Source organism: Photobacterium ganghwense (assembly GCF_003025595.1).
In the GTDB taxonomy this organism is placed as follows: domain Bacteria; phylum Pseudomonadota; class Gammaproteobacteria; order Enterobacterales; family Vibrionaceae; genus Photobacterium; species Photobacterium ganghwense.
Genome location: NZ_PYMI01000001.1, coordinates 606,780 through 633,041 on the forward strand (window position 1 = coordinate 606,780; position 26,262 = coordinate 633,041).

Annotated in this window: 20 protein-coding genes; 10 read left to right on the forward strand and 10 right to left on the reverse strand. The window is 50.9% G+C overall.

The features are described 5' to 3' along the window. Nucleotides 1-2: 2 nt before the first annotated feature. From C9I92_RS02645 to C9I92_RS02655, 3 genes are all read right to left on the reverse strand, one after another. Nucleotides 3-1,079: an efflux RND transporter periplasmic adaptor subunit gene (locus tag C9I92_RS02645; protein ID WP_047884221.1), complete on the reverse strand. Its 1,077-nt coding sequence runs from the start codon at nucleotides 1,077-1,079 to the stop codon at nucleotides 3-5. A 2-nt stretch (nucleotides 1,080-1,081) separates the two neighbouring features. Further along, complete coding sequence (locus C9I92_RS02650) at nucleotides 1,082-2,122, reverse strand: efflux RND transporter periplasmic adaptor subunit (protein WP_047884099.1); 1,041 nt, start codon at nucleotides 2,120-2,122, stop codon at nucleotides 1,082-1,084. A gap of 330 nt (nucleotides 2,123-2,452) precedes the next feature. Next, complete coding sequence (locus C9I92_RS02655) at nucleotides 2,453-3,973, reverse strand: fumarate hydratase (protein ID WP_047884098.1); 1,521 nt, start codon at nucleotides 3,971-3,973, stop codon at nucleotides 2,453-2,455. A 288-nt stretch (nucleotides 3,974-4,261) separates the two neighbouring features. Here C9I92_RS02655 and pabB point away from each other — a divergent pair, with 288 nt between their 5' ends. From pabB to C9I92_RS02675, 4 genes are all read left to right on the forward strand, one after another. Then, nucleotides 4,262-5,686: an aminodeoxychorismate synthase component I gene (gene pabB / locus C9I92_RS02660; protein ID WP_047884097.1), complete on the forward strand. Its 1,425-nt coding sequence runs from the start codon at nucleotides 4,262-4,264 to the stop codon at nucleotides 5,684-5,686. Nucleotides 5,687-6,049: 363 nt separating this feature from the next. Beyond that, nucleotides 6,050-6,649 (forward strand): CoA pyrophosphatase, encoded by a 600-nt coding sequence (locus C9I92_RS02665; RefSeq protein ID WP_053061731.1) that lies wholly within the window; start codon nucleotides 6,050-6,052, stop codon nucleotides 6,647-6,649. 189 nt (nucleotides 6,650-6,838) lie between these two features. Further along, on the forward strand, nucleotides 6,839-8,092 hold the full coding sequence (locus tag C9I92_RS02670; RefSeq protein ID WP_047884096.1) for an aromatic amino acid transport family protein: 1,254 nt from the start codon (nucleotides 6,839-6,841) through the stop codon (nucleotides 8,090-8,092). A 240-nt stretch (nucleotides 8,093-8,332) separates the two neighbouring features. Further along, nucleotides 8,333-9,694: an L-serine ammonia-lyase gene (locus tag C9I92_RS02675; protein ID WP_047884095.1), complete on the forward strand. Its 1,362-nt coding sequence runs from the start codon at nucleotides 8,333-8,335 to the stop codon at nucleotides 9,692-9,694. A gap of 188 nt (nucleotides 9,695-9,882) precedes the next feature. Here C9I92_RS02675 and C9I92_RS02680 read toward each other — a convergent pair whose 3' ends face one another. From C9I92_RS02680 to C9I92_RS02700, 5 genes are all read right to left on the reverse strand, one after another. Further along, nucleotides 9,883-10,839, reverse strand: a complete 957-nt coding sequence (locus C9I92_RS02680; protein WP_047884094.1) for an ADP-ribosylglycohydrolase family protein — start codon at nucleotides 10,837-10,839, stop codon at nucleotides 9,883-9,885. A gap of 128 nt (nucleotides 10,840-10,967) precedes the next feature. After that, nucleotides 10,968-11,564 carry an acetate uptake transporter gene (locus C9I92_RS02685; RefSeq protein ID WP_047884093.1) on the reverse strand — a complete coding sequence of 199 codons (597 nt, stop codon included), beginning with the start codon at nucleotides 11,562-11,564 and terminating at the stop codon, nucleotides 10,968-10,970. Nucleotides 11,565-12,025: 461 nt separating this feature from the next. Then, nucleotides 12,026-13,150 carry a hypothetical protein gene (locus C9I92_RS02690; protein WP_146149657.1) on the reverse strand — a complete coding sequence of 375 codons (1,125 nt, stop codon included), beginning with the start codon at nucleotides 13,148-13,150 and terminating at the stop codon, nucleotides 12,026-12,028. A 319-nt stretch (nucleotides 13,151-13,469) separates the two neighbouring features. Beyond that, a complete protein-coding gene (gene nfsA, locus C9I92_RS02695; protein WP_047884092.1) occupies nucleotides 13,470-14,192 on the reverse strand; it encodes an oxygen-insensitive NADPH nitroreductase in 723 nt (240 codons plus the stop codon). Between the two features lie 121 nt (nucleotides 14,193-14,313). Beyond that, on the reverse strand, nucleotides 14,314-15,504 hold the full coding sequence (locus C9I92_RS02700) for an iron-containing alcohol dehydrogenase (protein ID WP_047884091.1): 1,191 nt from the start codon (nucleotides 15,502-15,504) through the stop codon (nucleotides 14,314-14,316). A gap of 433 nt (nucleotides 15,505-15,937) precedes the next feature. On the opposite strand from C9I92_RS02700, the gene C9I92_RS02705 reads away from it, so the two are divergent. The 6 genes from C9I92_RS02705 to C9I92_RS02730 all read left to right on the forward strand — a co-directional run bounded on the left by C9I92_RS02705 (nucleotide 15,938) and on the right by C9I92_RS02730 (nucleotide 22,192). Further along, complete coding sequence (locus C9I92_RS02705) at nucleotides 15,938-16,873, forward strand: porin (RefSeq protein WP_047884090.1); 936 nt, start codon at nucleotides 15,938-15,940, stop codon at nucleotides 16,871-16,873. A 207-nt stretch (nucleotides 16,874-17,080) separates the two neighbouring features. Beyond that, the gene (locus tag C9I92_RS02710) at nucleotides 17,081-17,344 is read left to right on the forward strand and encodes a GrxA family glutaredoxin (RefSeq protein WP_047884089.1); all 264 of its coding nucleotides are present in this window, start codon (nucleotides 17,081-17,083) and stop codon (nucleotides 17,342-17,344) included. Nucleotides 17,345-17,539: 195 nt separating this feature from the next. After that, nucleotides 17,540-19,222: an aspartate:alanine antiporter gene (locus C9I92_RS02715; protein ID WP_047884088.1), complete on the forward strand. Its 1,683-nt coding sequence runs from the start codon at nucleotides 17,540-17,542 to the stop codon at nucleotides 19,220-19,222. A gap of 221 nt (nucleotides 19,223-19,443) precedes the next feature. Continuing rightward, nucleotides 19,444-20,118 (forward strand): response regulator, encoded by a 675-nt coding sequence (locus C9I92_RS02720; protein ID WP_047884087.1) that lies wholly within the window; start codon nucleotides 19,444-19,446, stop codon nucleotides 20,116-20,118. Beyond that, complete coding sequence (locus C9I92_RS02725; protein ID WP_047884086.1) at nucleotides 20,118-21,458, forward strand: ATP-binding protein; 1,341 nt, start codon at nucleotides 20,118-20,120, stop codon at nucleotides 21,456-21,458. Before C9I92_RS02720 ends, C9I92_RS02725 begins: the two co-directional genes overlap by 1 nt. 371 nt (nucleotides 21,459-21,829) lie before the next feature. Continuing rightward, nucleotides 21,830-22,192 carry a DUF1428 domain-containing protein gene (locus C9I92_RS02730; RefSeq protein ID WP_047884085.1) on the forward strand — a complete coding sequence of 121 codons (363 nt, stop codon included), beginning with the start codon at nucleotides 21,830-21,832 and terminating at the stop codon, nucleotides 22,190-22,192. Between the two features lie 155 nt (nucleotides 22,193-22,347). On the opposite strand, the gene fabV is transcribed toward C9I92_RS02730, so the two are convergent. After that, nucleotides 22,348-23,550, reverse strand: coding sequence for an enoyl-ACP reductase FabV (gene fabV, locus C9I92_RS02735; protein WP_047884084.1), 1,203 nt, complete (start codon nucleotides 23,548-23,550; stop codon nucleotides 22,348-22,350). A 429-nt stretch (nucleotides 23,551-23,979) separates the two neighbouring features. Continuing rightward, nucleotides 23,980-26,256 (reverse strand): acyl-CoA dehydrogenase, encoded by a 2,277-nt coding sequence (locus C9I92_RS02740; RefSeq protein ID WP_047884083.1) that lies wholly within the window; start codon nucleotides 26,254-26,256, stop codon nucleotides 23,980-23,982. Nucleotides 26,257-26,262: the final 6 nt, after the last annotated feature.

The following is a 26,262-nucleotide window of genomic DNA, read 5'->3' on the forward strand; positions in this document are numbered from 1 at the left end:
AATCAGCTCGCCTCCCCGTTCACAATCCGGACTTCCTGCCCTTCGCGCAATTGATTAACGCCATCTACCACAATGACTTCACCTTCTTCTAAGCCGCTGAGCAAACGTACCCCTTGAGGCACCACTTTATCCGTTGTCACTTGTCGTTTCGTCACCGTGTTATCGCTGTTTACTACCCACACAAATTTGTTGGCTTTATCCAGATCATCGCCGTCTTCATTAAAAATGGCTTCCATCGGGATCACAGGTTCACCCTGGCGATAGATTTTCAGCTTCTGGGCATCGGCTTTCACTTCGACCGGCATCCCGTCAAGAATGAAGCGATCAGAAGGCATCGGCATGGTCAGTGTCACCAGAAATGAGCCCAGCGTCGGGTCCGGCTCTGTGGTAAATTCCTTCAGCTTAGCCCGGTACAACGTGCCGTCCTGCAACACCACTTCCACGCCCGGCGCCGTCTCGCGTACCTCTACTGCAGTACTCTGGGAATAAATCATATCCGGAGCCTGAATAATGATGTCGACCGCGTCAGCCAGATGCAGATTCATGATCATCTGCCCCGCCTGCACGTTTTCAAACTGCTCGACCGGGACCCGGGAAATCACACCGTCAAACGGGGCTTTCATCTCAGTAAACGTCAGGCGCAGTCGCGCCAGATCCAGACGCGCTTTGGCAATATCGCGCTGAGCTTTGAGTTCATCGAACTGAGATTGCGGCAGATAGCCTTGCTTCACCAGCTTGGCCGAACGCCGGTACTGGCTGTCAGCCACATTGAATTTAGCCCGGGCATCATCAACTTCCAGCTGATAATCCGTCGGGTCCAGGCGCGCCAGTAACTGGCCTTTTTTCACTCTGTCACCAGCACGAACCAGAATCCGGCTCACTTCGCCGTTGACGCGAAAAGACAGGCTGGACTTGTCAGCCGCCGCGGCCACAGCAGGAAAGGTCATTTTAGAGGTCACATCGGCAATCTGCACTTTGGTCACATTGACCGGCGCCACGATGGTGCGAGGTTCAATTTCCGGCTTGTCACAGCCAGCCAGAGTCAGTGCTGCCAGCATCGCTAATGGCAATTTTTTCATCATCACAGCCCCCGCTCCTTGACCCATGCCCGAACTTTGTCACCGTCTTTCAGTTCAGCCACCCCGGAGGTCGCGATCTGATCACCGTCATTAAGACCACCGATCACCCGATTGTGATCATCCAGCTGCACGGCCACTTTGCTGACGACACCGTCAGCGTCGACTTTCCAGACAAAATTCTGATCGCCTTCTTTCACGATAGCGCGTACCGGGATGGCACCGGCTGCCCCGCGCGGCAGTGCAATCCGGACATGCCCCGCCATACCCGGCAGCAGGTTATAACCTTCCGGACGCTCCATATAGAGGGTGACTTTGTAACTCGAGGTGTTATCGTCTGCCTCTGTGTCAATCTCTTTAAAATGCGCGCTGAATTGTTTATCAGAAATGGTATCGAAGTTGACCGTCGGCTTGGGATCGAAATCCCCCTGAGATTTAAAACGGGTCAGCAGCTGATCCGGCAACTGGAACGTGACATTGATTAGACCGGCGCTCTGAATGTGCATAACAGGTTGCTTCGCCGCAACATACTCGTAGTTTTCCACCAGCGAGAGCGACAGCGTGCCATCATATGGCGCAGACAGTGTGGCGTATTTGAGGTTAGTTCTGGCTTTGTCCAGCTCGGCTTTGGCCTGATTCAGGTTCGCCTGTGAGCGGTCATAGTCCAGCTCAGAAACGGCATTGGTTTTCAGCAGCTCACGGTCACGGCGAAACTGCACCAGCGCCAGCTGATAATTGGCTTGTGCCTGAGCAACCAGGAGCTCAAGTTCGTCAGTTTTAAGATGCGCCAGCGCCTGACCCCGCCTGACCACCTCACCCGGATTCACATTCACTCTGTCCAACTGACCCGATACACGGAAGGTCAACACGGCTTTATCACCGGCTTCAACCACTGCCGGGAATGTCCGATAGGTTTCGGCCTCCCCCACGGCAACAGATTGAAGCTTCACCGGCCGGGAATCCGGCTCCGGCACGGCTTCATCTTTATCACTGCACCCTTGTACCGCTAGCGCGAGAAGTGCTGTGGCGAAAAGAACACGTCCCATAATTTCCTCAGTGTTGTTTTTGTTGTTATGAATAGCCCGCAACAAACCTGGAATGGACTATATGCCACTACCTGCGGCTCGTTATTACTATAGTCCACCCACTGCTTCATTTTTTTAACGGGGCACTAAAAACTGACAAAAAACAATTCATTAAACGAACCAGAAAGCATATCAAACCCCTGAGGCCGGCTCGATAAACGAAGGGACGATTTCAAAAAAAATCAACAAATTAAAAATATCAAAAGAGCTCAAAAAACAAAAAGGAGCCGAGAAGGCTCCTTTCCACTCATTGCACTTAAGCAATTGATTCACATCTGATTTGACTAACGCTTAGGCGTTTTCCATCTCTGCGATTTTCACTTTCCAGGTATCCGGGCCCACTTGGTGCGCATTCACACCCTGCGAGTCGACCGCAACCGTGACCGGCATATCTTCGACTTCAAATTCGTAGATCGCTTCCATACCCAAGTCTTCAAATGCCACCACTCGCGCTTTCTTGATTGCTTTAGAAACCAGGTACGCTGCGCCACCAACAGCCATCAGATAAACCGCTTTGTGGTTTTTGATCGATTCAACCGTTGCAGGACCACGCTCCGCTTTACCAATCATGCCCATGATGCCGGTTTTATCGAGCATCATGTCGGTAAATTTGTCCATACGCGTTGACGTTGTTGGGCCTGCAGGACCTACCGCTTCATCACCCACAGCATCAACCGGGCCGACGTAGTAAATGAACTTACCTTTGAAGTCCACGCCTTCTGGCAGGCCTTCACCATTGTCCAGCATGGTTTGAATGCGTTTGTGCGCCGCGTCACGGCCAGTCAGAATTTTACCTGACAGCAGCAGCGTTTCACCGGTTTTCCACTCCTGCGCTTCTTCTGCTGTCACGGTATCCAGGTTTACGCGGCGAGTGTTTGCGCCCGCTTCCCAGGTGATTTGTGGCCAGTCTTCCAGTTTAGGTGGCTGAAGATCCGCAGGGCCACTGCCGTCCAGCGTAAAGTGAACGTGGCGGGTTGCCGCACAGTTCGGGATCAGACACACCGGCTTAGAAGCCGCGTGCGTAGGTGCCGTTTTAATCTTCACGTCAACCACAGTCGTCAGACCGCCCAGACCTTGCGCACCGATGCCCAGTTTGTTGACACGGTTGAAGATATCCAGACGCAATTCTTCTTCGGCGTTTTGCGGACCGCGCTCGATCAGTTCCTGAATATCGATGTGTTCCATCAGAGATTCTTTTGCCAGTACGGCCGCTTTTTCCGCCGTACCACCGATGCCAATACCCAGCATGCCCGGTGGACACCAGCCTGCGCCCATTGTTGGCAACGTTTTTTCTACCCATTCGGCGATATCGTCAGATGGGTTCAGCATCACCATTTTGGTTTTGTTTTCACTACCGCCGCCCTTGGCCGCGATCTGAATTTCCACTTTGTCGCCCGGTACCATATTGATGTGTACCACGGCTGGGGTATTGTCTTTGGTGTTGATACGTTTACCAGCCGGGTCCATCAGTACCGATGCACGCAGCGGGTTGTCCGGGTTGGTGTAAGCCTGGCGAACACCTTCGTCAACCATTTGCTGAACCGTCATATCGGTTGAATCCCACTGGACTCCCATACCGATATTCACGAAACAGGTCACAATGCCCGTATCCTGACAGATAGGACGGTGGCCTTCTGCAGACATGCGGGAGTTAATCAGAATCTGGGCAATCGCATCTTTCGCGGCCTGACTTTCTTCACGGTGGTAGGCTTGTTCTAGGGCTTGGACAAAATCCAGAGGATGATAGTAAGAGATGTATTGCAGCGCATCAGCCACACTGCTGATCACATCTTGTTTGCGAATGACGGTCATAATTGCCTCGTTGATTATTATCGTTCCATGGCGCCCGGTTTAATGCTTCCAATGTAGGGAGTGATACACATTATCCGCGCCTGCCCGTAGGGTATGTGGCAGACGAATACGGTGATCACGCGGCCATGTTCCACATGGCTGAAGTTCTGTTCACATTGCCGTTTCCGTTCCGGAAAAAATAATGCTACTGGGATCGTCCTTGGGCGTCGTAATAAATTCTGCGTTTATGATACTCTTGCGGACAATTTCGCGCTATGCGCCAATCGTACACCTGTCACAAAAAAGAAAATGATTTGTAAATCACACCCAGAACTGAGCATTGAACTGCTCGACTACCACAAGGACGCGACATTAGCGTGGTTTGAACCGTTTGCGGGACAGCCGTGGGCTATGATATTACGCTCTGCGGCCTCAGATCATCCGGATAATCGTTTTGACATTTTAGTTGCTGATCCTTTAGCCACTTTAGAGACCCGAGGCGATGAAACCCGAATCATTTACCGCAACGGCGACGAGGAAATCAGCCCTGATGATCCGTTTGCGCTGATTGAGCGCACCCAGTCAGCCCTACTGCCAGCTATTACCCCGATAAAAGATGTGCCTTTTTCAGGCGGCGCTGTCGGTTTTTTTGCCTACGATCTGGGCCGCCGGGTTGAACGCATTCCTGCGCTGGCAAAGCAAGATCTGGCTACTGCCGACATGGCAGTCGGCATCTATGACTGGGCACTGATTGCGGATCACCAGACCCGCCGTTTATACCTGATCAGCCCGGAGGGCAGCGACCGCCGGAACTGGTTAACACAGCAGCGCAGTGCTACGCCCCAAACGGTAGTTGATACAGTTGAAGCACAAAAAAACCAACAAACCACCACCTTCCGCTTAACATCTGACTGGCAGGCGAACATGACGGTGGAAGAATATTGTAACAAATTCCACCAGGTGCAGGATTACCTGCGTGCCGGCGACTGCTATCAGATTAATCTGGCACAGCGTTTCAGTGCGCAATACACCGGCAGCGAATGGCAGGCATACCAACAGTTGGAAACCTGCAACGGGGCACCGTTTTCTGGCTTTATCCGAACCGGTGACAGCGCCATTTTGTCGGTTTCGCCGGAGCGTTTCCTACAGCACCGTGACGGAGTGATCGAGACTAAGCCAATCAAAGGCACCCGACCGCGATCCACGGATGCGAAGCAAGATGCGGCGCTGGCCGAGGACTTACGCACGACCGAGAAAGATCGCTCTGAAAACCTGATGATTGTCGATTTGCTGCGCAATGATATCGGGCGGGTGGCAAAACCGGGCACTGTGCGAGTGCCAAAACTGTTTGATGTCGAGAGCTTCCCGGCGGTCCATCACCTGGTGAGTACTGTTGTGGGTGAACTGTCGAGCGACTATTCGCCGACAGATTTGCTCCGAGCGTGCTTCCCCGGCGGTTCCATTACCGGCGCACCAAAAATCCGGGCGATGGCAATCATTGAGGAACTGGAACCGCATCGTCGCAGTGTTTATTGCGGCAGTATCGGCTACATCAGCCGCTGCGGCCAGATGGATACCAGCATCACCATTCGTACGCTGATTGCCCATGAGGGTCAGATTCACGCCTGGGCCGGCGGCGGTCTGGTAGCTGACAGCCAGGCAGAGAGCGAGTATCAGGAGACACTGGATAAACTGAGTCGTATCCTGCCGATTCTTCAGAATCCGGAACGTTAACGCTCCGTTCTGCGGATGACTTGAGGTTTTTGATAAACGCCGGAGCTTGTCTCCGGCGTTATTTTTATCCGGTCAATTATCCCGTCTGCATTGACCCATTTTCATTGACCCGTTTACCCACGGATTCAATTCCTTTAGCCTAATCGCCGCCCCCACAGGCGTTCCGTCTCGCTGACCACCCACCGATACCGACACCAATACCAAACTCCAACCGTTGCTAACGTGCCGAGTTTGGTTATACTGGCGATCAGCAAGTCTCCTGCAAGGAATGCAGGGCACTGGCCTGATATGGCCCATAAATGTCATTTCAGATGTTTTATCAACATCTATAGTTAATATCAGGCACACAACCACGGACGGCCTATGAACAACCCGAGTCACATCGTTACCCGCTTTATGCTGGCCCCACCTGCACACTATGATTCCACTCATAGCGTCCGTGTACGTTCACATCTCAAGCCATCCCTGCGACTTAAACAGGCTGCGGTTCTAATTCCGCTGGTTCCTCGCCCTGAAGGCTTCAACGTGGTTTTCACCAGCCGTGCAAAACACCTGAAACATCATCCGGGTCAGGTATCTTTTCCTGGTGGGCGAAAAGAGCCTCAAGATGTTGATTTGATTGATACTGCCATCAGAGAAACCTACGAAGAGACTGGAATTTTATGCACCCGTGATAATATTATCGGGCATTTGCCGGCCTTACCGACAATCAGCGGCTACATGGTTACGCCCTATCTCGGACTGGTTTCGCCTCACTACAGGCCAGAACTGGATTTCAACGAGGTTGAAGAATTGTTCGAAGCGCCGCTGGACTATGTATTAAACCCAATGAATATGCGCACTCAGAAAGTCTCTATTCAGGGTAAAGGCCATAATATTTATTCAGTCCCTTACCAAAAATATGCAATTTGGGGTGCGACCGCCCAAATGCTCAAAGTCCTCTCTAAACAGCTCTGGTATTAGCATAAATTATCCGTCGGATAACTACTGATTATATCACCCTCTCTCCTTGCGTGATCAAGATCACCATTAATTGTATTGCAATTGCGGTCCGTTACATAACGAGATCTCGATCAATGTTTTCCTGCAATAAATAGCGAAAATGCGCGCCGTTCCTAATTTCCGTTCCGTAATTAACTTGGATAGATAATCATGCAAACATCTACTAGCACAGCAGTAAATAGCACTGCAAAAGCAGGATGGACGTATAAAGACCTAACCTGGGCCCTTTCGTTATTTGGTACTGCTGTTGGTGCCGGCGTTCTGTTCCTTCCGATTAAAGCCGGTGCTGGCGGTTTCTGGCCACTGGTTATTCTGGCTCTGCTGGCGCTGCCAATGACCTGGTTCGCGCACAAGAGTCTGGCTCGTTTCGTTCTTTCTGCTAAAAACCCTGAAGCAGATATTACCGATACTGTTGAAGAACACTTTGGTAAAGCTGGCGCTAACATCATCACTTTCGCTTACTTTTTCGCTATTTACCCTATCGTTCTGATTTACGGCGTCGGTATTACCAACACTGTTGACTCTTTCATGGTTAACCAGATGGGCATGGAATCTGTGCCACGCTGGCTGCTGTCTGGCGGTTTGATCATGGCGATGACTGCAGGTGTGGTATTTGGTAAAGAGCTGATGCTGAAAGCAACATCAGCCATGGTTTACCCTCTGGTACTGATCCTGCTGGCACTGTCTGTGTTCCTGATTCCTGAGTGGAACGCTTCAATGATGTCAGTAAGCCCTGACTGGAGCGCAATGCCTTCTGTTGTATGGCTGGCAATCCCAATCATCGTTTTCTCATTCAACCACAGCCCAATCATCAGCCAGTTCTCTAAAGAACAACGTCGTGTGTACGGTGACAACGCAGTACAAAAAACTGACATGATCACTGGCGGCGCAGCTATGATGCTGATGGGCTTTGTAATGTTCTTCGTGTTCTCTGTTGTACTGTCTCTGTCTCCAGAGCAGCTGGCAGAAGCGAAATCACAGAACATCAGCGTGCTGTCTTACCTGGCAAACATCCACGAATCTCCAATGATCTCTCTGATGGGCCCACTGGTAGCGTTCGCGGCGATTACTTCAAGCTACTTCGGTCACTTCCTGGGTGCACATGAAGGTCTGGTTGGTCTGGTGAAATCTCGCTCTGAAATGCCTGTAAGCAAGATTGAAAAACTGTCTCTGGTCTTCATCGTTGTTACTACCTGGATCGTAGCGGTTGTTAACCCAAGTATCCTGGGCATGATTGAAACCATGGGCGCGCCAATGATTGCTGCCATCCTGTTCCTGATGCCAGTATTCGCAATGCATAAAGTACCTGCAATGGCGAACCTTAAGACAACTAAGGCTGCACAGATTTTTACAGCTCTATGTGGTATTGCCGCAATTACTTCGGTAATCTACGGAGCACTATAAGGCAACCTTCACAGATACTGTGATAATCAGCCACGTGAGAATGATTTTGTAAGATAATAAAATGTGCTACAACGCATAGTCTTATTTAATAAATCACGTAATATAGAAACGCATAAGAGCAGGAAGCACTCGCCCCCTGCTCTTTTGTTTTAATTATCTCGCCAAGGAAGGGGCGGGAATGATAAAAACTATACAGTCCAACAGGAGGCAAGATGGCTTCCAGGGGCTGAGGTATTAGCAATGATCAGTGTTTTTGATATTTTCAAAATTGGTGTGGGTCCTTCCAGTTCGCACACTGTAGGTCCAATGAAAGCAGGTAAAGAGTTCATTGATAACCTGCGCTCTATGGGCAAGCTTCGTGACGTCACTAAAATTACCGTTGATGTTTACGGTTCGCTTTCTCTTACCGGTAAGGGTCACCACACTGATATCGCGATTATTATGGGTCTTGCGGGCAACAGCCCTGAGCACGTTGATATCGACAGCATCCCAAGCTTTATTGCTCGTGTTGAAGAAACTGAGCGCCTGCCAGTAGGCATGCATTGCCACACCGTTGATTTCCCTCGTGAAGGTGGTATGAACTTCCATACTACCAACCTTCCACTTCACGAAAACGGTATGACTATCCATGCTTGGGTCGGCGACGAAGACATCTACACGAAGACTTACTACTCTATCGGCGGTGGTTTCATCGTTGATGAAGAGAGCTTCGGTAAAGAGGCTGAATCAAGCGTAGTGGTTCCTTACCCATTCACAATGGCTGAAGAGCTGGTGAACCAGTGTAAAGAGAACGGTCTGTCAATCAGCTCTCTGGTTATGGCTAACCAGCGCGCGATGAACTCAGAAGACGAAATCACGACATACTTCTCGAACATCTGGAAGACCATGCGTGAGTGTATGGAACGTGGTATGACCGAAGAAGGCATCCTGCCTGGTCCACTACGTGTACCTCGTCGTGCCGCTGCACTGCGTCAGCAACTGATGACGTCTGAAAAACTGACCAATGACCCGATGACGGTTGTTGACTGGGTAAACATGTACGCATTTGCTGTGAATGAAGAAAACGCAGCGGGTGGTCGTGTGGTTACTGCACCAACTAACGGTGCGTGTGGTATCATCCCGGCAGTTCTGGCTTACTACGACAAGTTCATTCAGCCTGTTGGCCCGAAAGAGTACACTCGTTACTTTGCGGCTTCTGGCGCAATCGGTGGTCTGTACAAGCGTAACGCTTCTATCTCTGGTGCTGAAGTAGGCTGTCAGGGTGAAGTAGGTGTTGCCTGTTCTATGGCGGCGGCTGGCCTGGCTGAGCTGATGGGTGCAAGCCCTGAGCAAGTATGTATGGCGGCTGAAATCGCGATGGAACACAACCTGGGTCTGACTTGTGACCCTGTTGCCGGTCAGGTGCAGGTACCATGTATCGAGCGTAACGGTATTGCTGCTGTTAAAGCCATCAACGCCTCACGTATGGCACTGCGTCGTTCATCTGATCCACGCGTATCTCTGGATAAAGTTATCGAGACTATGCTGGAAACCGGTAAAGACATGAATGCCAAGTACCGTGAAACCTCTCAGGGCGGTCTGGCAATCAAAGTTATTTGCTAAAACAGCAAAGCGAACTGTCAAGCTGAAGCCAATGGCTGACGCTGCTCCGGCAGAATCCTGATTAAAACTAAAGCCACCCAGTCGGGTGGCTTTATTGTTTCTGGAGCTTTGTTGTTTCTGAGGCTTTCACTTTAGCAACCTGCCACTTTAGAACCTGCATGAGATCCGGCTGCTTCGGGTAATCCAGGCTAAAAAGCACCGCCCGAATTATGTAGCAACTGTTCGATATCTTCGGCCATCGCCTCTCCCATTTGGAGGGTCATCAGCCAGGAAATCGGAATACCGGCTTCATCACCAAAACCGTAACAGGCTCCGGCCAGTGCCCCGAAGATCATCCCCCGTCCACAGCTATCTCCTCCCACGGCGACATTTTTCAGTATTGCTTCGGTATAGCTGTTGGTGGTTTGCAAAATCCAGGCGGCCATTGGCAAGCTGTCCTGCAAGTGGCACGCCGGGCTCGCGACTGTCATCGCCTGCTCCAGCGTTTCCATCGCCCTGACAGCCTCAATACGCATTTGAACTAACCCGCGGCATTTCACCTTGAGCACATTGAGCACCGGCTCTATCCGACGTGAGCGCAGGCCTTCATTCAATGCGGCAGCAAAGGCTTTTGCGCAGACCAAGGCCGTCTCATTCTGATGGGTAATGCCAAGAATACGCTCAATCTCCTGTTCCAGCAGATCCGACGGCATTTTCATGGCTATCAACGCAGGAACGGCGCACAGGGCGGTATTCTGATCATCATCAATGCCGGAATCATCCGGCCAATCTTCGGGCGGTAACGAAAACAGGGTCAGCAGCAGTGCTTTTGTCGGTGTATCAATGTAGCCGACAAATTCTCCACCAGGCCCAAAGAAGTCCAGTATCGCCTGCTGAATACTCAGAGTCTCGATGCCGGGTTGACTCAGCAACCGGATATACAGAGCCAGCCACTCGCCGTAAATCGTCAATTCGCCAGCCGTCAGCTTGTCATGGGCATAGAAACCCTCAACCCCTTGGTAGTGAGCGGGATCGGGTTCAATGAAAGGGAAATGCGCTAACTCCGTCAGGCTGGCAATTCGCTCAGGCGAGTAAATCAGATGCGTTCCCATCGCAGCGGCATCCGCCACCAGTGCCCCCATCAATGCTGCGTAGCGTTGTGCCATACCCTGCCCCCTCGTTCACTGCCGGACACAATGCAATAAGCTTATACCAATTTACCGGAGCTGGTTGCGAACATAAAAAAACCCGCCATTGGCGGGTTTTCAGGGTTTGTCAGTCGTTAATCTCAGGATTACGCTGCAGCTTTCAGCACTTGCTCAGTGTCTTTTTTCTTCAGTTCACCGATTGGCAGAATAATACGGCCATATTCGTTGTTCAGAACCTGAGCCATTGCGAAGTAGATCGCACTTGCACCACAGATGATACCTTCGAAACCAGCAATCGTGCCGATCAGCGCACTGCCAGTAAAATCACGAGCAGCCAGCAGGAAGAACAGTACAGTCAGTGAACCAAACACAAACTGCTTAGCACGTGGGTAGCACAGAGAGCCAATGAACATAAAGCCAGTGAAGATACCCCACAGCAGCAGGTACCAGCCCATGAAAGAAGCCGGGCTAGCAGGCAGACCCATGTAAGGCATCACGATCAGACCAACCAGAGTCAGCCAGAACAGACCGTAAGACGTAAAAGCGGTCGTACCGAAAGTATCACCACGTTTAAAGCACATCATGCCAACGAAAACTTGGCTCAGGCCACCGTAGAAAATACCCATCGCCAGGATCATCGAATCAATTGGGAAGAAGCCCGCATTGTGGATGTTCAGTAGGATGGTAGTCATACCAAAGCCCATTAGGCCCAGAGGTGCCGGGTTTGCTAGTTTCGTAGACATTGAATTCCTCAATAGGAGTAAATCAAAAAAAGTAATAAATATTAAAATTTGAGTGCATGGCAAATGCGCCGCGAATTCTAATGGAGGCTGACAGGCAAATCAAGACAAACACTGCTTATTTTTCGCCCAAAATGCAAAAATAGCTTCAACAACATCAAATTTGTAAAGAATTATTGGCTTTCAAAGACCGTAAAACTGTTAACAAATATTTCATCTATCGAAGTAATCACCCTATAAACGCCTGCTATCACCCTTTAAAATCAGAAAGATAAGTGCCAACCCTCCATTAACAACAGTTACAAATTTCCACTAAACATAAAAAAAGCAGCCACAGGGCTGCTTTTTTGACTCTAGACCGAAATTTTATACTCAACATGACACGTATTGAGTCACGTTAATCCTTTGTAAGTGGTGTTTTTAAGCCGATAACTTTTTTGTTTGCAAGTTTAACTCTTGACGTTCTACTGCTGTGACGTGCTTTCCGGACTACTGGTCAGCTGACTAAGTTGCTGCTGCAATTCCGAAATCTGAGCGTGCTGTTGTTTCAACATCAAGTGCAGGTTCTCCAGTCTGTCATGAGAAGCAGGCAGCGGTTCTGGCGCCCCTGGCAAACGGCGAAGCTTCACCACCCCTTGCTGAATATGTTCAGCCTGGGAAGCCAGCGGCATATCGCGTAAGTCTTCATCGCTTAGTGATTGGGAAATTGTCAGCAAGCGATCTTCAATACCTAAAATATACTCTTCATACTCATCCCGACTTAAATCACGTAATGATTTCACTTCACCGGCGATATGCCTGGCATGCGCCAGTTCAAACTGAATCGCGGATACAGCCTGATTAATGGCATCAAACGCACGTGGTGAGAGGTCGATCAGGGATTTTCCGGCCGCGATTTCAGCTTCCACGCGCGCATAACTTGCCGGCGCGTAAAACCGGACATCATTATTTTTCAGCTCCCGCAGAGCCTCTTCTTCCGGGGCAATATAGATGCGCTTGATCACCCTCACTTCCAGGCTGTGCGCACGCTCAAGAAACTCTTTCTGCTCGTCCTGGGCATCATTAAGATCCCCGGCCTGAACCAATGCAAACAGCCGGTCATAAAACCGATTCAGCCGGACAAACTCACTGCGGTAGTAAGCATTGGCGTCAATACTGTTGAGATAGGCGACCTGCACCATGGCGGGTTCCAGTACGTCATCAGCCACTTTCTTCAGTGCTTTCAGCTGCTTGTAGTGCTGCTCTACCAGCCTGATATCGGCGTAGAACCGCTCCAAATTCGTCTCTGATGAGAACAAGGAATAACTTTGTTGTGCCGACTCAGGCGACAGCTGCATGGCTTTGAGTAAAGCATCGGCGCGCTGCCAGCTCGCCATCATGGCGCTGTATTTATCCGGGGAGTAGCGTTGCAGCGCTTCGGCACTGACCACTTTGTTACGCCACTGCTGATCGGCTGACTGTGCGGATTCGAGAGCCGTTTGCGTGGTCACCTCACCAGCCGCTCCGGATGACGAGCCAGGTGAACTGCTGCACCCAGCGAGTAAAGACGCAGCCAGCACAGCCGCTGCGACTTTCCCAAAATACTTCATGTGATCTTCCAATTTTTGGCGGGTGTACATATCGCCCGCTTCTTATCATTGTTGAATGATGTTTCAGGGATACCTGCTTCTACGCTCTGCGAGGTTCAGTCGTTAAACTCAGCAAACGACCGTTGAATGGCCATACTTTCATCCTTATTTGGTCGCTATTGCATGCAGAGCGTAAGGATTCAGACCAAGCGCCTGGAAAAAAGTTCGTTGGCAACAGTGTCACGCCCGTCCTTGGGGTCGTGACACATAGAAAGGTGAAACGGTCGGCCACCACAGTAATACTGACATTGATACCGGCAGCAATACCAATAACTACCCGTTACTTTACGCTGAAGCCCTGACGGTGAAGAAAATCTTTCATGAACGGACGTGCTTCCTTGTCCATGGTTGCCGTGATTTGTTCACTCCAGGAGGTCTCTTTTGTCCCGCCGGTGCGGCTTTGATAGTACTCGCGAACATGCTGGTCATAGCTGGCCAGTAAGGCATGGTCGAGCGGCTGATAGGTATTTTCGTGCACCACCAGCGCACGCGGCAGGCGCGGTTTCATTTCCGGAGCCTGATCCGGGTACCCCAGACACAGCCCAAACAGCGGAATAACGTGCTTAGGCAGAGCCAGAAGTTCAGTCACTTTATCCGGATTATTGCGCAGGCCGCCAATGTAGACGCCACCCAGCCCCAAGGACTCTGCCGCGACCAGGGCGTTTTGTGCCATTAGTCCTGCATCAACTGCGCCAATCAGGGTTTGCTCTGTAAACCCGACCTGAGCCGTTGGGTGAATTTGCAGGTGGCGATTGAAGTCCGCGCAAAACACCAGAAACTCAGCGGCAGATGCCACATAAGGTTGTCCTCCGGCATATTCCGCCAATTTGTCCCGCATGGTTTGATCGGTCACCCGAACAATACTGACACACTGTAAAAAGCTTGAAGAAGAAGCCGAACGAGCACAGTCCAGAATAATCTCGAGCTGAGACTGAGGAATTGGTGCATCCGTAAATTTACGAATAGAGCGGTGGCCGAGCATGGTTTCAATCGTGTGGTTCATAAATATCCGTATCCTAACCCTTCATTTCAGACACCACACTGTACCACAGCCCTCACCCCGCCGCACTCTGGCGCCGGGAGGATCCTCATGATCAGGCCACCTTGAAAAGAAAGTTGTGAGGCTACTCCAGTCCCATTCCAAGCGAGTCAGGCGCAGTGTCAGAACACTGGCACATTTGAGTCAGAATACTGAGCAACCGCACTTTATTTAGCGGCAGCGGGTTCCCCTTGATCGCATTGGAACGCAGGGCATCTTCGGCCACCTCATCAAACATCGTGCGGCACAACCCGTACTCTGATACCTGCGGCAGATTCAGTCGCTTCAGAGTGCGTTTGGTCCATAAGATACCGTCGATGATTTCTGCGTTCATCCGCCCAGTCAGCAGACAAGCCAGTTGTCGGTAGCGGTTCAGCACATCGGCCCGGCCGGCTTCCCGCGCAGCCAGCACATTCTCCTGCATCACATATGGAGCCAGCTGTGCCGTGATCAGGCCATGTGGGGCTTTCAGACGTCCACCCAGTGACGAGGCCAACCCGTGAGCCGCACCCAGCTTGGCGTTGGCCAGAGCCATGCCACCCAGCATAGCGGCAAACGACATATCTGAGCGTGCCCGGGGATCATCGTCTTCACAGGCCGGCAAAATCGCTCCGGCCAGTCTACGCAGTCCCTCTTCGCACACCATATCTGTCAGCGGATTCGGCGCCCCGCACACATACGACTCCATCAGATGGGTAAACGCATCCATCCCACAGCAGGCCGAGGTAAGCTGATCCATGCCATAGGTCAGCGTCGGGTCCACAATCGCCAAATCGGCCAGCATATCCGGACTGCGCAGGCTGACTTTGACATTTTCCTGTGCCGAACGCAGCACGGCATTCTTGCTGACTTCCGACCCGGTTCCGGCCGTGGTTGGGACTGCGATAAACGGCAGCGGCTTGGCCTGAAACGGCACGCAACGGCCAACAACCTCCACATAGTCATAGACACTGCCCTGATTGGGAATTAAAGCTGCCAGTGCTTTGCCCGTGTCCAGTACACTGCCTCCGCCAATCGCCAGCACCATATCAGGGCGAAATTTCCGCCCCATGGCAGCCATTTCCTCAACCATGGCAATCAGCGGTTCATCATGAATCGCCACCTGCTGGTAACGCATGCCCTGTTGCTTCAGATAATGAATCACCGGCTCAGCACGCTGGCTGCTTTTCCCGGTTACCAGTAATACGCTGTAACCAAACTGGTTGAGGGCTGACAATGAGTTGACCAACGCCCCTTCCCCAAAAACGATTCGCGTTGAGGTCATAAACTGAAACATAGGCACTCCGTTCGCACTTAGTTAGCTTTAGTTTATCGAGTGTGCGCCATTTCAGATTCCTGATTTTGATTCTGGACAAGTTTTTGTGGCCCCCACACCAAACGCGCGCAAAGAATTCGTTCGGTATCACAGTTCGTTCGTAATCACAGAACGTTGAATTTAGTGCGCAAACCATGCATTTATCTGCTTTACTGACTAATAGCAAACAAACACCACAAAAAGGTTAAATTTCGCTCAAGCCCTCACTCCCTCTACATGACAAAAGTGACTGATTTATTTCGATTTAAAGAAGAGTTTTCGAAGATTTAAATTTTGTCCCAGCAGGTCATAAAAGTGACATGACACATCCATATATTTGTCATTTCAACCTTCTAATCTTGCCCCCGTTACGAAAACTAGCAATGAAGCCTAAAAATATTTCCAGGGGACAAAAATGAAAAAAATGACAGTGGCATCGGCCGTTCTTGCATCTCTGCTGGCGAGCGGTGTTAACGCTGCAACGGTTTATCAAAATGACGAAACGACTCTGAGCGTTGGTGGCCGCGCAGAAGCTCGTTTCAATATCTCAGATGAAAACAAAACAACTGAAAATGATTCTTTCAAAGATAAAAGCCGTGCCCGTGTAAACCTGAAGGGTAAAACCCAACTGGCGGAAGGATTTGGTGCCTTTGGTACTTATGAGCTGGAAGTCGAATCAGGCAAAGATCAACAAATTGATACCCGTTACCTGTTTGCCGGTATCGACACCCAATTTGGTGCGTTCTCTTACGGTCAGCAAGACTCCGCACAGGTCATTCTGACCGATTTTACCGATATTCTGGCAACCTTTGGTGGTGATGCCGCTGACCTGGTTGACGGTAACAAAGACAAGCGCGAAAACAACTTTCTATACGCAGGTTCTTTTGACGCGCTGACTATCACGGCTAACTACATTGCCAATGACAAGCGTGATTCTGACAACTACGGTCTGTCTGCGGTTTACTCTTTCCCGTTCGGTCTGGACGTGGGTGCAGGTTACGTTGACGGTAAAGAAGGTGATGTCGACGCAGATCAGTACAACCTGACGGCGGCTTACACCTTCAATGATTTCTACATTGCCGGTCTGTATGCTGACGGTTCAAAAGGCGATGCCGATTTGAAAGCCTACGAAATTGCAGCGGCTTACAAGTTCAACAAACTGACTATCCAGGGCGTGTACAACTTCCAGGAAGAAAAAGCCAATGGTATCAGCACAGATACCGTTGACTACTTTGCGCTCGAAGGTGTGTACAAGTTCAACGGTAACTTCCGTGCTTATGCCGGTTACCTGTTCGAGCAAATTGACGGCCAGGACGACCAACTACAGGCCGGTCTGCGCTACGACTTCTGATACCAAGGTATCGGCTGAAACCCTCCTAATTGGTTTCTTTTGGCCAGGTGGAAACACCTGGCTTTTTTACGTGCTCACGAAAAATGGTTAAGAGACTCATCCTTTCATGATCAATCGGTTTTCTCTATCACAGTAAAAGATAAAACCCGCTTTCTCATTATCAGCAGTCACGATATAGTAAGTTCATCGAATTTGAGGAGAGAAATTATGTTCGTAGTTATTTTTGGTCGCCCTGGCTGCCCTTACTGTGTTCGCGCTAAAGATCTGGCTGAGAAGCTGACAGAAGAACGTGATGACTTCAACTACCGTTACGTTGACATCCACGCGGAAGGTATCACTAAGGCTGACCTGGAAAAAACGGTTGGTAAACCGGTTGAAACCGTGCCACAGATTTTCATCGATCAGGAACACATCGGTGGTTGCACTGATTTTGAAGCTTATGCGAAAGAAAACCTGGGTCTGTTCCAGTAATTTTCATAGCAAACTGATAACAAATTCTTAAAAAGGCTGAGACATCAGCCTTTTTTATTATCTTCCGTCCTGGAAACCCCGAAATTACAGCATCTTTTTCTGGGGAATCCGCCATTTTGCTGTATGACGACCTCATAAAATCAGCTAGAATTTCACCATTTTGTTGCCTTTCTCACTGCTGCGGATAAATTTGTTGTGAATATCGATGTTGCCGCCCTTTTACATCAGAATGATATTCTGTTGCTCTTTGTTGTACTTGCGGTTGGCCTGTCGGCCGGAAAACTCCGATTTGCGAATATGCAGCTCGGAAACTCCATCGGCGTTTTAATTACGGCTCTGCTTTTTGGTAATGCCGGTTTTACCTTCGATGCGGAAGCCCTCAATATCGGTTTCATGCTGTTTATCTTTTGTGTCGGTATCGAAGCGGGGCCGAATTTCTTCGGCATATTCTTCCGTGACGGTAAACACTATCTGCTGCTGGCGTTAGTGGTGGTTATATCCGCCATTGTCATTACGGTGGTGATGGGAGAATACCTGGGGCTAAACCTGGGTCTGGCAACAGGGTTGATGGCCGGTTCCCTGACCGCGACTCCGGTTCTGGTGGGCGCCAAAGATGCCCTGCTCAGTGGCCTGACGGATGTCACTGATCCGGCGGATATTCAGATGCTGACCGACAGCCTGAGCGTTGGCTATGCCATGTCGTACCTGATTGGTCTGGTGAGCGTCATCATGCTGGCCAAACTGATGCCGAAACTGCAAAAGCACAATCTAGCCGAATCTTCTCAGCAAATTGCCCGTGAACGTGGTATCGGGGAAAGCGCCCAACGTAAGGTGTATTTGCCTATTATCCGTGCTTACCGGGTCGGACCGGAGCTGATCAACTGGATTGACGGTCGTAACCTGCGTGAGCTGGGTATCTACCGCCAGACCGGCTGCTACATCGAACGCATTCGCCGAAACGGGATTCTGGCCAACCCGGATGGTGACGCCATCCTGCAGGAAGGCGATGAAATCGCCCTGGTGGGTTATCCGGACAGCCATGCGCGTCTGGATCCGAGCTTCCGCAACGGTAAAGAGGTGTTTGACCGCGATCTGCTTGATCTGCGTATCGTAGAAGAAGAAATTGTGGTCAAGAATGACAGCATCGTCGGTAAGCGCCTGTCGGAGCTGAATCTGGCGGAATATGGTTGTTTCCTGAACCGCGTGGTTCGCGCCCAGATTGAAATGCCCATGGATCACAATATCCTGCTGACTAAAGGGGATGTCCTGCAGGTCAGCGGGGAAAAGAGCCGGGTGCTGGGTCTGGCAGAGCGAATCGGATTTATTTCGGTCCACAGCCAGATTGCCGACCTACTGGCGTTTTGCTGCTTCTTTATCGTCGGCCTGCTGATTGGTGCCATTACCATGACCTTCGGCCACATTGCCTTTGGTCTGGGAAGTGCGGCTGGTCTGCTGGTCGCCGGTATTACACTTGGCTATCTGCGGGCCAACCACCCGACATTCGGTTATGTGCCGCAAGGCGCGCTGAATATGACCAAAGATCTCGGGTTGATGGTATTTATGGTCGGGATTGGTCTGAGTGCCGGTTCTAACCTGTTTGAAAGCCTGACCCAGGTCGGCCTGGCAGTGTTTACCGCCAGCCTGATGGTGAGCGTGGTGCCGGTGGTGCTGGCTTACCTGTTCGGTGCTTATGTCCTGAAAATGAACCGCGCCCTGCTGTTTGGTGCCATTATCGGTGCCCGTACCTGTGCCCCGGCAATGGACATGATTAACGAGCACGCGCGCAGTACCATTCCCGCGCTGGGGTATGCAGGCACTTACGCGATTGCCAACGTACTGCTGACCATCGCCGGGACACTGTTCGTGATCCTGAGCTGATTCGGGTCCCCCATCCGCTCTCATCTGATAACGCCTCCTTCTCAGGAGGCGTTTTTTTGCTTTTGATTCGCTCTGAGTCAGCCCGGATTCAGACCCCATCGATTACTCTGTCTGCCATAATGCGAAGTATGGGCAGAAGCACATTTCACCGCTATTTATTCGCACCTCAAACGACTATTCAGTATATTGAGTAGCAAAGAAATATATTGGTAATCAAAACTATGCGTATCCTAATTGTTGAAGATGACCCGATCCTGAGCCATCACCTGAAATCTCAACTGAGTGAGCTGGGCCATCAGGTTCAGTGTGCCGGCACCGCTGAAGAAGGCCTGTTTTTCGCGCAGGACTATCCGAATGATGTGGCGATTGTAGACATCGGCCTGCCTGATCGGGACGGCATTAGTCTGATTAAAGACATTCGTAACAAAGGGTTACGTTTACCGATTCTGATTCTGACCGCCCGCTCTAACTGGCAGGATAAAGTCACCGGTCTGGAAGCCGGGGCTGATGACTATCTGGTTAAGCCATTTCAGAAAGAAGAGATGGTGGCCCGCCTGAGCGCACTGGTGCGCCGCAGTGCCGGTTTTGTCAAACCGGAAATGAGTGCCGGCGACATTCGTGTCGACTTGCTGGCCAAGCAGGTTTTCATCAATGACACCCAGTTGGAACTGACCGCTTTTGAGTACGACCTGCTGGAATACCTGATGCGCCACAGCCGCCAGGTGGTCTCCAAGCAACGTCTGCTGGATGTGCTGTATGAAGATCAGGAAGGCGATCCAAATACCATCGAAGTGATGATCAGCCGCCTGCGCAAGAAGTTTGCCAATCATGGTCAGGATAACCCAATCTCAACCATTCGTGGCCAGGGCTATATTTTCGAGCTGCAAGCCCAGTAATGAAACATATTCTGCAACCCCGTCTGCGCCGCCGGGTTCTCGTAACCTCGGTCGCCATTATCGTATTGATCACCTCAGCCCTTGCCGGGGTGATTAACCAACTCTACAGCCAGAGCTACATGGCCGCCTACTCATCTGAGCTGGTTGCCCAGATGCCGATGGTCGTCGCGCAGCTGAACCGTGACGGCCTGATTAAAGACGTTGATAAGTGGATTGATTCCATTGACCCGTCCGACACCGATTATATGTCCGTGGTTTGTGATAAAACCGACAACACAATCTGGCTATCAGAGGAAGCCAAAGTCGCCAACATCAACAACATCTGTAGTGAATTGCCTGACAGCATTCCGGTGCCGACCCTGATTTCAACGCACAACAATGAAAGTTTCATTGCGTACAACGTAAGTCAGGAGCGTGAAGGCGGAAGCATATACCAGCTGGTAGTCCTGCGTTCCGGAGATGCCTATGTGTCTTCCCTGCATCAGCTGCACAAACGCACCACCTTTTACCTTGGTCTGTTTGTACTGATCGCCATTGCCTTTTTGATCGCCGCCTTTCACTGGAGCTTCCAGCCTTTGCGGAAACTGGCTGAACAGCTCGATGAAATCGGTGAAGCTAACCGGGACAAGCTGGACAATGACTTTCCGATGGAGCTGCAGGAAGTCACCGTGGCACTCAACCGTCTGATCGAAATTGGCCGGGCGCAGAAAGGCCGTTATCGCCATGCGATGGATGATCTGGCCCACAGCCTGAAAACCCGTCTGGCGGCAACCAACGCCCTGCTGGATGATCGCGACATTCCCCGTTATGAGCTAAACCAGCGCATCATGGAGCAGATCAGCCAGATGGATGAACTAGTCCAGTATCAACTGAAACGCGCCATGATGGGTCAACAAGGGCTACGCAAAGACTGCACCGCCCTCAAACCGTTAATCGACAGCTTCGAGCGGCTGCTGAGCAAGGTCTACACCGAGAAAAACGTCAAGCTGGGCTACTATTTTGATTCGTCACTGACCCTGCCGGTCAACCGCAGTGACTTAATGGAGTTGCTCGGCAACCTGCTGGAAAATGCCTACCGCTTCTGTATCAGCGAGGTGAGGATCTACGCTAAACAGACGCCAGAGGGCACCGAAATCAGGATTGAGGATGATGGCCCCGGCGTGCCTGAAAACATGCGTGAAGCCATCTTCCAGCGCGGTGTGCGGGCAGACCAGCTCAATCCCGGTCAGGGGATCGGACTCTCCGTTTGTCATGAGATAGTCATGAGCTACAAAGGCTCAATTTACATTGAGCCAGCCAGTATTGAAGGGGCTGCCTTTGTGATAAAGCTGCCGCACTGATCGTGAGAGACTCACATATTGACCCGAGAGCCCCGGCTCTCGGGTCTTATCTTTCGCGTTTTTACAATTATCCTAGTGTCGAATTCCCCGACTTTCTCTTTCTACCCGTCGTTCCATCGTTCAGCCGATCTCTGCTTTTCATCAGCCTTTAGTTTGTTTCCCGCTAACCCTAATCCCACTTTTTCCTTCTTCCCCACAATTTCCCCACTGGCGCTCTTAGCTCTAGACTTAGATCAAGATCGAGCCTGATTGCTGGCCAGGCATGTCGCCAGATTCTACACGTTCAGCGCTTCATTCCCTGCTTCACTTCAGCTACAGATTCCAACACGTTTGCAGCTACAGACTGAACGCCATTTAAACCGGAGGAGCCCATGGAATCCCCAACACAATACATCGACGGATTTGTTGCCGCGGTACCGACGGCCAATAAGGCGGCCTACACGGCCTATGCCCGGCAAGCCGTGGCCTTGTTCAAAAAACACGGTGCAATACGGTTGGTCGAATGCTGGGGTGACGATGTGCCCCCTGGTGAGATCACGTCTTTTCCGATGGCGGTACAGTGTCAGGACGATGAAACTGTCGTGTTTTCATGGATTGTCTGGCCATCGAAAGCCGTGCGGGATGCAGGAATGGCAAAGGTCATGGCCGATCCGGATATTCAAGCTATGGACCCGATGCCTTTTGACGGCAAGCGACTGATTTACGGTGGGTTTGAAATCATTGTAGATGAGTAATCACATTACGCAGAGCCATTCTAACTAAAATACAACCAATAAAAACACCGCCCGATACAGGGCGGTTTTTCGCACATCGTCAGCTTGATAATAAGCTGACTGTCAGTGCCGAACGCTATTGCAGCTTAGCGGCTAAGTTTCGACACTCAGAAGAATCAGATGTCTTCAACATCAAACTCAACAACTGGGTTCACGTCTGCATCGTAGTCCACAGACGCAATGCCGAAACCAAACAGTTTCAGGAACTCGTCTTTGTACTGAACGTAATCAGTCACTTCAGCCAGGTTTTCATTGGTCACGCTTGGCCACAGGTCACGGCAGTGCTGCTGGATATCTTCACGCAGTTCCCAGTCGTCCAGGCGCAGGCGGTTCTCTTCATCCACTTCTGGCGCAGTACCGTCAGCTTTGTACAGACGCTGGCTGAACATGCGGTAGATCTGCTCCATACAGCCTTCGTGTACACCTTCTTCACGCATCTTCTTGAAGACCATCGCGATGTACAGCGGCATTACCGGAATCGCAGAACTTGCCTGAGTTACCACACTCTTCAGTACTGCAACGTTCGCAGAACCACCGGTAGCAGACAGCTTGTCATTCAGCCCTTTCGCTGCACGGTCCAGGTCCATTTTGGCCTTGCCCAGTGCGCCGTGCCAGTAGATTGGCCAGGTGATTTCTGTACCAATGTAGCTGTATGCAACCGTTTTACATTCGTCAGACAGCACGCCCGCTTCAGACAGTGCGTTGATCCACAGTTCCCAGTCCTGGCCACCCATTACAGTGACTGTGTCCTGAATTTCCTGCTCGGTCGCTGGCTCTACGCTAGCTTCAAACAGCGCATCCTTGTTGGTGTCTACCGCTGTCGCTTTATAAGTTTCACCAATAGGCTTCAGGGATGAGCGCACCATTTCACCGGTTTCAGGCATCTTACGTACCGGAGAGGCCAGTGAGTAAACCACCAGGTCAACCTGACCAAGATCTTTCTTGATCAGCTCAATGGCTTTTTGCTTCGCTTCATGAGAGAAAGCATCGCCGTTCAGGCTCTTGGAATACAGGCCTTCTTCTTTAGCGAATTTGTCAAACGCCGCTGAGTTATACCAGCCTGCAGTACCCGGCTTCTTCTCAGTGCCAGGTTTTTCAAAAAATACGCCGATAGTTGCCGCGCCGCCACCAAAGGCCGCAGCAATGCGAGAAGACAGACCGTAGCCACTTGATGAACCAATCACCAGCACGCGCTTTGGTGCATTAGCAATTGGCCCCTGGGCTTTCGTGTAAGCAATTTGCTCTTTTACGTTCTCTTCACAACCCACAGGATGAGTTGTCGTACAGATAAATCCGCGAATCTTAGGTTTGATGATCATTTTCAACTTCCCTTACACAGTTGCATGTAGGATAAAAGGTTAATGACAAAATCGCATTAAATTTATGAGTGAAAACGCTAAAAATGCCAGTGGTTGGAGGTGTTAGTCCCGTAAACGTCGGCAATTTTGCTGGTTTTGTCACCAATAATCCGCTTTCTGGTTGGTCTCCGATCGCCTGTGTATCAGTCGTCAGTGCCCTACTTTTGTTCATTCGAACACCAGTATGAGTATAAAAAGAAAGCCAGAAGTAGACACAGTCAACAGCCTCTCGTTCTGAGGCTAAGCTTACTTCCAGAAACCTTACGCACCTTAACATTTAAAGAACATCGGCCACTTTGAGGCGACCGGGTCAATTCTGATGTGATAAACAAAAAAAGTGCCACGCAGTTGCGTGGCACTCAGAGTTATCAGCACAGTAATTCCGTTGTGTTACGCCGCTTTACCCGGCTGTAAACTGCTTTTTTTGAAATCCGCAGGGGCAAAGTGGTCCACCTGAATCGCACGCTGGCGCAGCTGCTCAGCATGTTGCAGTTTTTCCAGTTCAGCCGCCGTGATAATGCCTTTTTCCAGCGCCTGTTCCAGTTTTTCAGCCAGAGAGGCTTTACGAGGAATGTCACCGGCTTTTGCCGCTTTCGCCAGTTTACGCTCAATATCTTTAACGCCATACATAGCTTCAAACGCGCGATCCATCAGGCCAACCGGATCATCCTCACTGTCACCAACATAGCACAGGTGAGTAAGACGCTCGCGGTGCACTCCCGGAGTCATCAGCAGTTCGGCAATCTTCACCGACAGCGTATCGCTTGGCGCCGCATAGCGGATACCGAACGGGAACAGCATTACACGTAGCAGACGACCAACGGCTTTCTGCGGGAAGTTAGCCAGTACTTCGTCAAAAGCAACGCCACACTTATGCAGGCAGTATTGCAGTGAGTAGTGCACCATTGGCAGATCCTGCTGCTGGCGACCTTCGTCTTCGTAGCGTTTCAGTACCGCCGACGCCAGATACAGGTGGCTGAGGATGTCACCCAAACGAGCGGAGATCATCTCACGACGTTTCAGTTCGCCACCCAATGTCAGCATGGCAAAATCAGCCGCTACCGCCAGCGCACGGCTGACACGAGAAAGCTGTTTGTAGTAGACCGCAGTTTCACCCGTCACTGGCGCACGATTCAGACGAGAGCCAGTAAACGCATTCAGCATTGATTTGGCCACGTTACCAACAGCAAAGCTGATATGCTTCGCCAGCAGCTTGTCAAAATCTTCCGCACCGTGCTTACTGTCCGGGTTCGCCGCCGCTTCCATTTCACTCAGCACATACGGGTGACAACGTGTCGCACCCTGGCCAAAGATCATCAGGTTACGGGTCAGGATATTGGCCCCTTCCACGGTAATCGCAACTGGCATCCCGAAGTAATGGTGGCCGATATAGTTCATTGGACCAAGCTGGATGGCACGGCCAGCATGAATATCCATCGAGTCATTGAGGATGGTACGGGCCATTTCGGTCATGTGGTATTTGGCAATCGCAGTCACGATCCCCGGCTTCTCATGCATGTCCAGCGAAGTGGTTGTCAGGGTACGAGCCGCTTCCAGCATATAGGTGAAACCACCGATACGCCCCATCGCCTGCGCGACCCCTTCAAAGTTACCGATAGAAGTGCCGAACTGCTTACGCACGTACGCATAAGCACCAGTCGTACGAGAAGTCAGGTGACCAACCGCCGTGCCCAGTGCAGGCAGTGAGATACCACGCCCTGCTGACAGACACTCCACCAGCATACGCCAGCCACGACCCACGTAATCCTGGCCACCAATAACCCAGTCCATCGGAATGAACACATCTTCACCGCGCGTCGGGCCATTCATGAATGCCAGATTCAACGGGTCATGACGCTCACCAATTTCAACCCCAGGGTGATCTGCCGGGATCAGCGCACACGTGATGCCAAGATCTTTCTTGCCACCAATCAGGCCTTCAGGATCGTGCAGTTTAAATGCCAGACCCAATACCGTCGCAACCGGTGCCAGCGTGATGTAACGCTTGTTCCAGCTCAGACGAATACCCAGCACTTCCTCGCCCTGATAATCGCCGTAACACACGACCCCTTTATCTGGGATACCGCCTGCATCAGAGCCGGCTTCCGGCCCGGTCAGGGCAAAACACGGAATATCTTTACCGCTCGCCAGTCGAGGCAGCCAGTAGTCTTTCTGATCCTGCGTACCATAGTGCGTCAACAGCTCACCCGGCCCTAATGAGTTCGGCACCATTATGGTGACAGCTGTACTCAGACTTTTCGTTGCAATACGGCTAACAATGGTGGAGTTGGCATGGGCCGAGAAATTCAGACCGCCGTACTCTTTACCAATAATCAGAGAGAAGAATTTTTCTTTACGAATGTACTCCCAAACCTCAGGCGGTAGATCCTTTTCCTCCTGAACAATTTGGTAGTCGTCCAGCATATCCAGCAGCGTTTGAAGCTGGTTATCAATAAATGACTGCTCTTCCGCACTCAGTTTCGGCTGCGGGTAAGTCAGGAGGGTATTCCAGTTAGGATTACCACTAAACAGTTCACCATCCCACCAGACACTGCCTGCCTCCATGGCTTCGCGTTCAGTATCAGATAGCGGTGGTAGCACTTTCTTAAACATCTCGAAAGCGGGATCACTGATATAGCGTTTTCTCAGGTTGGTTAACGTACTCATGTTTCA

Excerpts from the sequence above, each read along its gene's own strand:
- C9I92_RS02685 (WP_047884093.1), bottom strand. The coding sequence starts at position 11,564 with ATGTCTACGAAACTAGCAAACCCGGCACCTCTGGGCCTAATGGGCTTT.
- nfsA (WP_047884092.1), bottom strand. The coding sequence starts at position 14,192 with ATGAACCACACGATTGAAACCATGCTCGGCCACCGCTCTATTCGTAAA.
- C9I92_RS02725 (WP_047884086.1), top strand. The coding sequence starts at position 20,118 with ATGAAACATATTCTGCAACCCCGTCTGCGCCGCCGGGTTCTCGTAACC.
- C9I92_RS02690 (WP_146149657.1), bottom strand. The coding sequence starts at position 13,150 with ATGAAGTATTTTGGGAAAGTCGCAGCGGCTGTGCTGGCTGCGTCTTTA.
- C9I92_RS02645 (WP_047884221.1), bottom strand. The coding sequence starts at position 1,079 with ATGAAAAAATTGCCATTAGCGATGCTGGCAGCACTGACTCTGGCTGGC.
- C9I92_RS02705 (WP_047884090.1), top strand. The coding sequence starts at position 15,938 with ATGAAAAAAATGACAGTGGCATCGGCCGTTCTTGCATCTCTGCTGGCG.
- C9I92_RS02655 (WP_047884098.1), bottom strand. The coding sequence starts at position 3,973 with ATGACCGTCATTCGCAAACAAGATGTGATCAGCAGTGTGGCTGATGCG.
- C9I92_RS02730 (WP_047884085.1), top strand. The coding sequence starts at position 21,830 with ATGGAATCCCCAACACAATACATCGACGGATTTGTTGCCGCGGTACCG.
- fabV (WP_047884084.1), bottom strand. The coding sequence starts at position 23,550 with ATGATCATCAAACCTAAGATTCGCGGATTTATCTGTACGACAACTCAT.
- C9I92_RS02740 (WP_047884083.1), bottom strand. The coding sequence starts at position 26,256 with ATGAGTACGTTAACCAACCTGAGAAAACGCTATATCAGTGATCCCGCT.
- C9I92_RS02650 (WP_047884099.1), bottom strand. The coding sequence starts at position 2,122 with ATGGGACGTGTTCTTTTCGCCACAGCACTTCTCGCGCTAGCGGTACAA.
- C9I92_RS02700 (WP_047884091.1), bottom strand. The coding sequence starts at position 15,504 with ATGTTTCAGTTTATGACCTCAACGCGAATCGTTTTTGGGGAAGGGGCG.
- C9I92_RS02670 (WP_047884096.1), top strand. The coding sequence starts at position 6,839 with ATGCAAACATCTACTAGCACAGCAGTAAATAGCACTGCAAAAGCAGGA.
- C9I92_RS02665 (WP_053061731.1), top strand. The coding sequence starts at position 6,050 with ATGAACAACCCGAGTCACATCGTTACCCGCTTTATGCTGGCCCCACCT.
- C9I92_RS02675 (WP_047884095.1), top strand. The coding sequence starts at position 8,333 with ATGATCAGTGTTTTTGATATTTTCAAAATTGGTGTGGGTCCTTCCAGT.
- C9I92_RS02720 (WP_047884087.1), top strand. The coding sequence starts at position 19,444 with ATGCGTATCCTAATTGTTGAAGATGACCCGATCCTGAGCCATCACCTG.
- pabB (WP_047884097.1), top strand. The coding sequence starts at position 4,262 with ATGATTTGTAAATCACACCCAGAACTGAGCATTGAACTGCTCGACTAC.
- C9I92_RS02680 (WP_047884094.1), bottom strand. The coding sequence starts at position 10,839 with ATGGCACAACGCTACGCAGCATTGATGGGGGCACTGGTGGCGGATGCC.
- C9I92_RS02710 (WP_047884089.1), top strand. The coding sequence starts at position 17,081 with ATGTTCGTAGTTATTTTTGGTCGCCCTGGCTGCCCTTACTGTGTTCGC.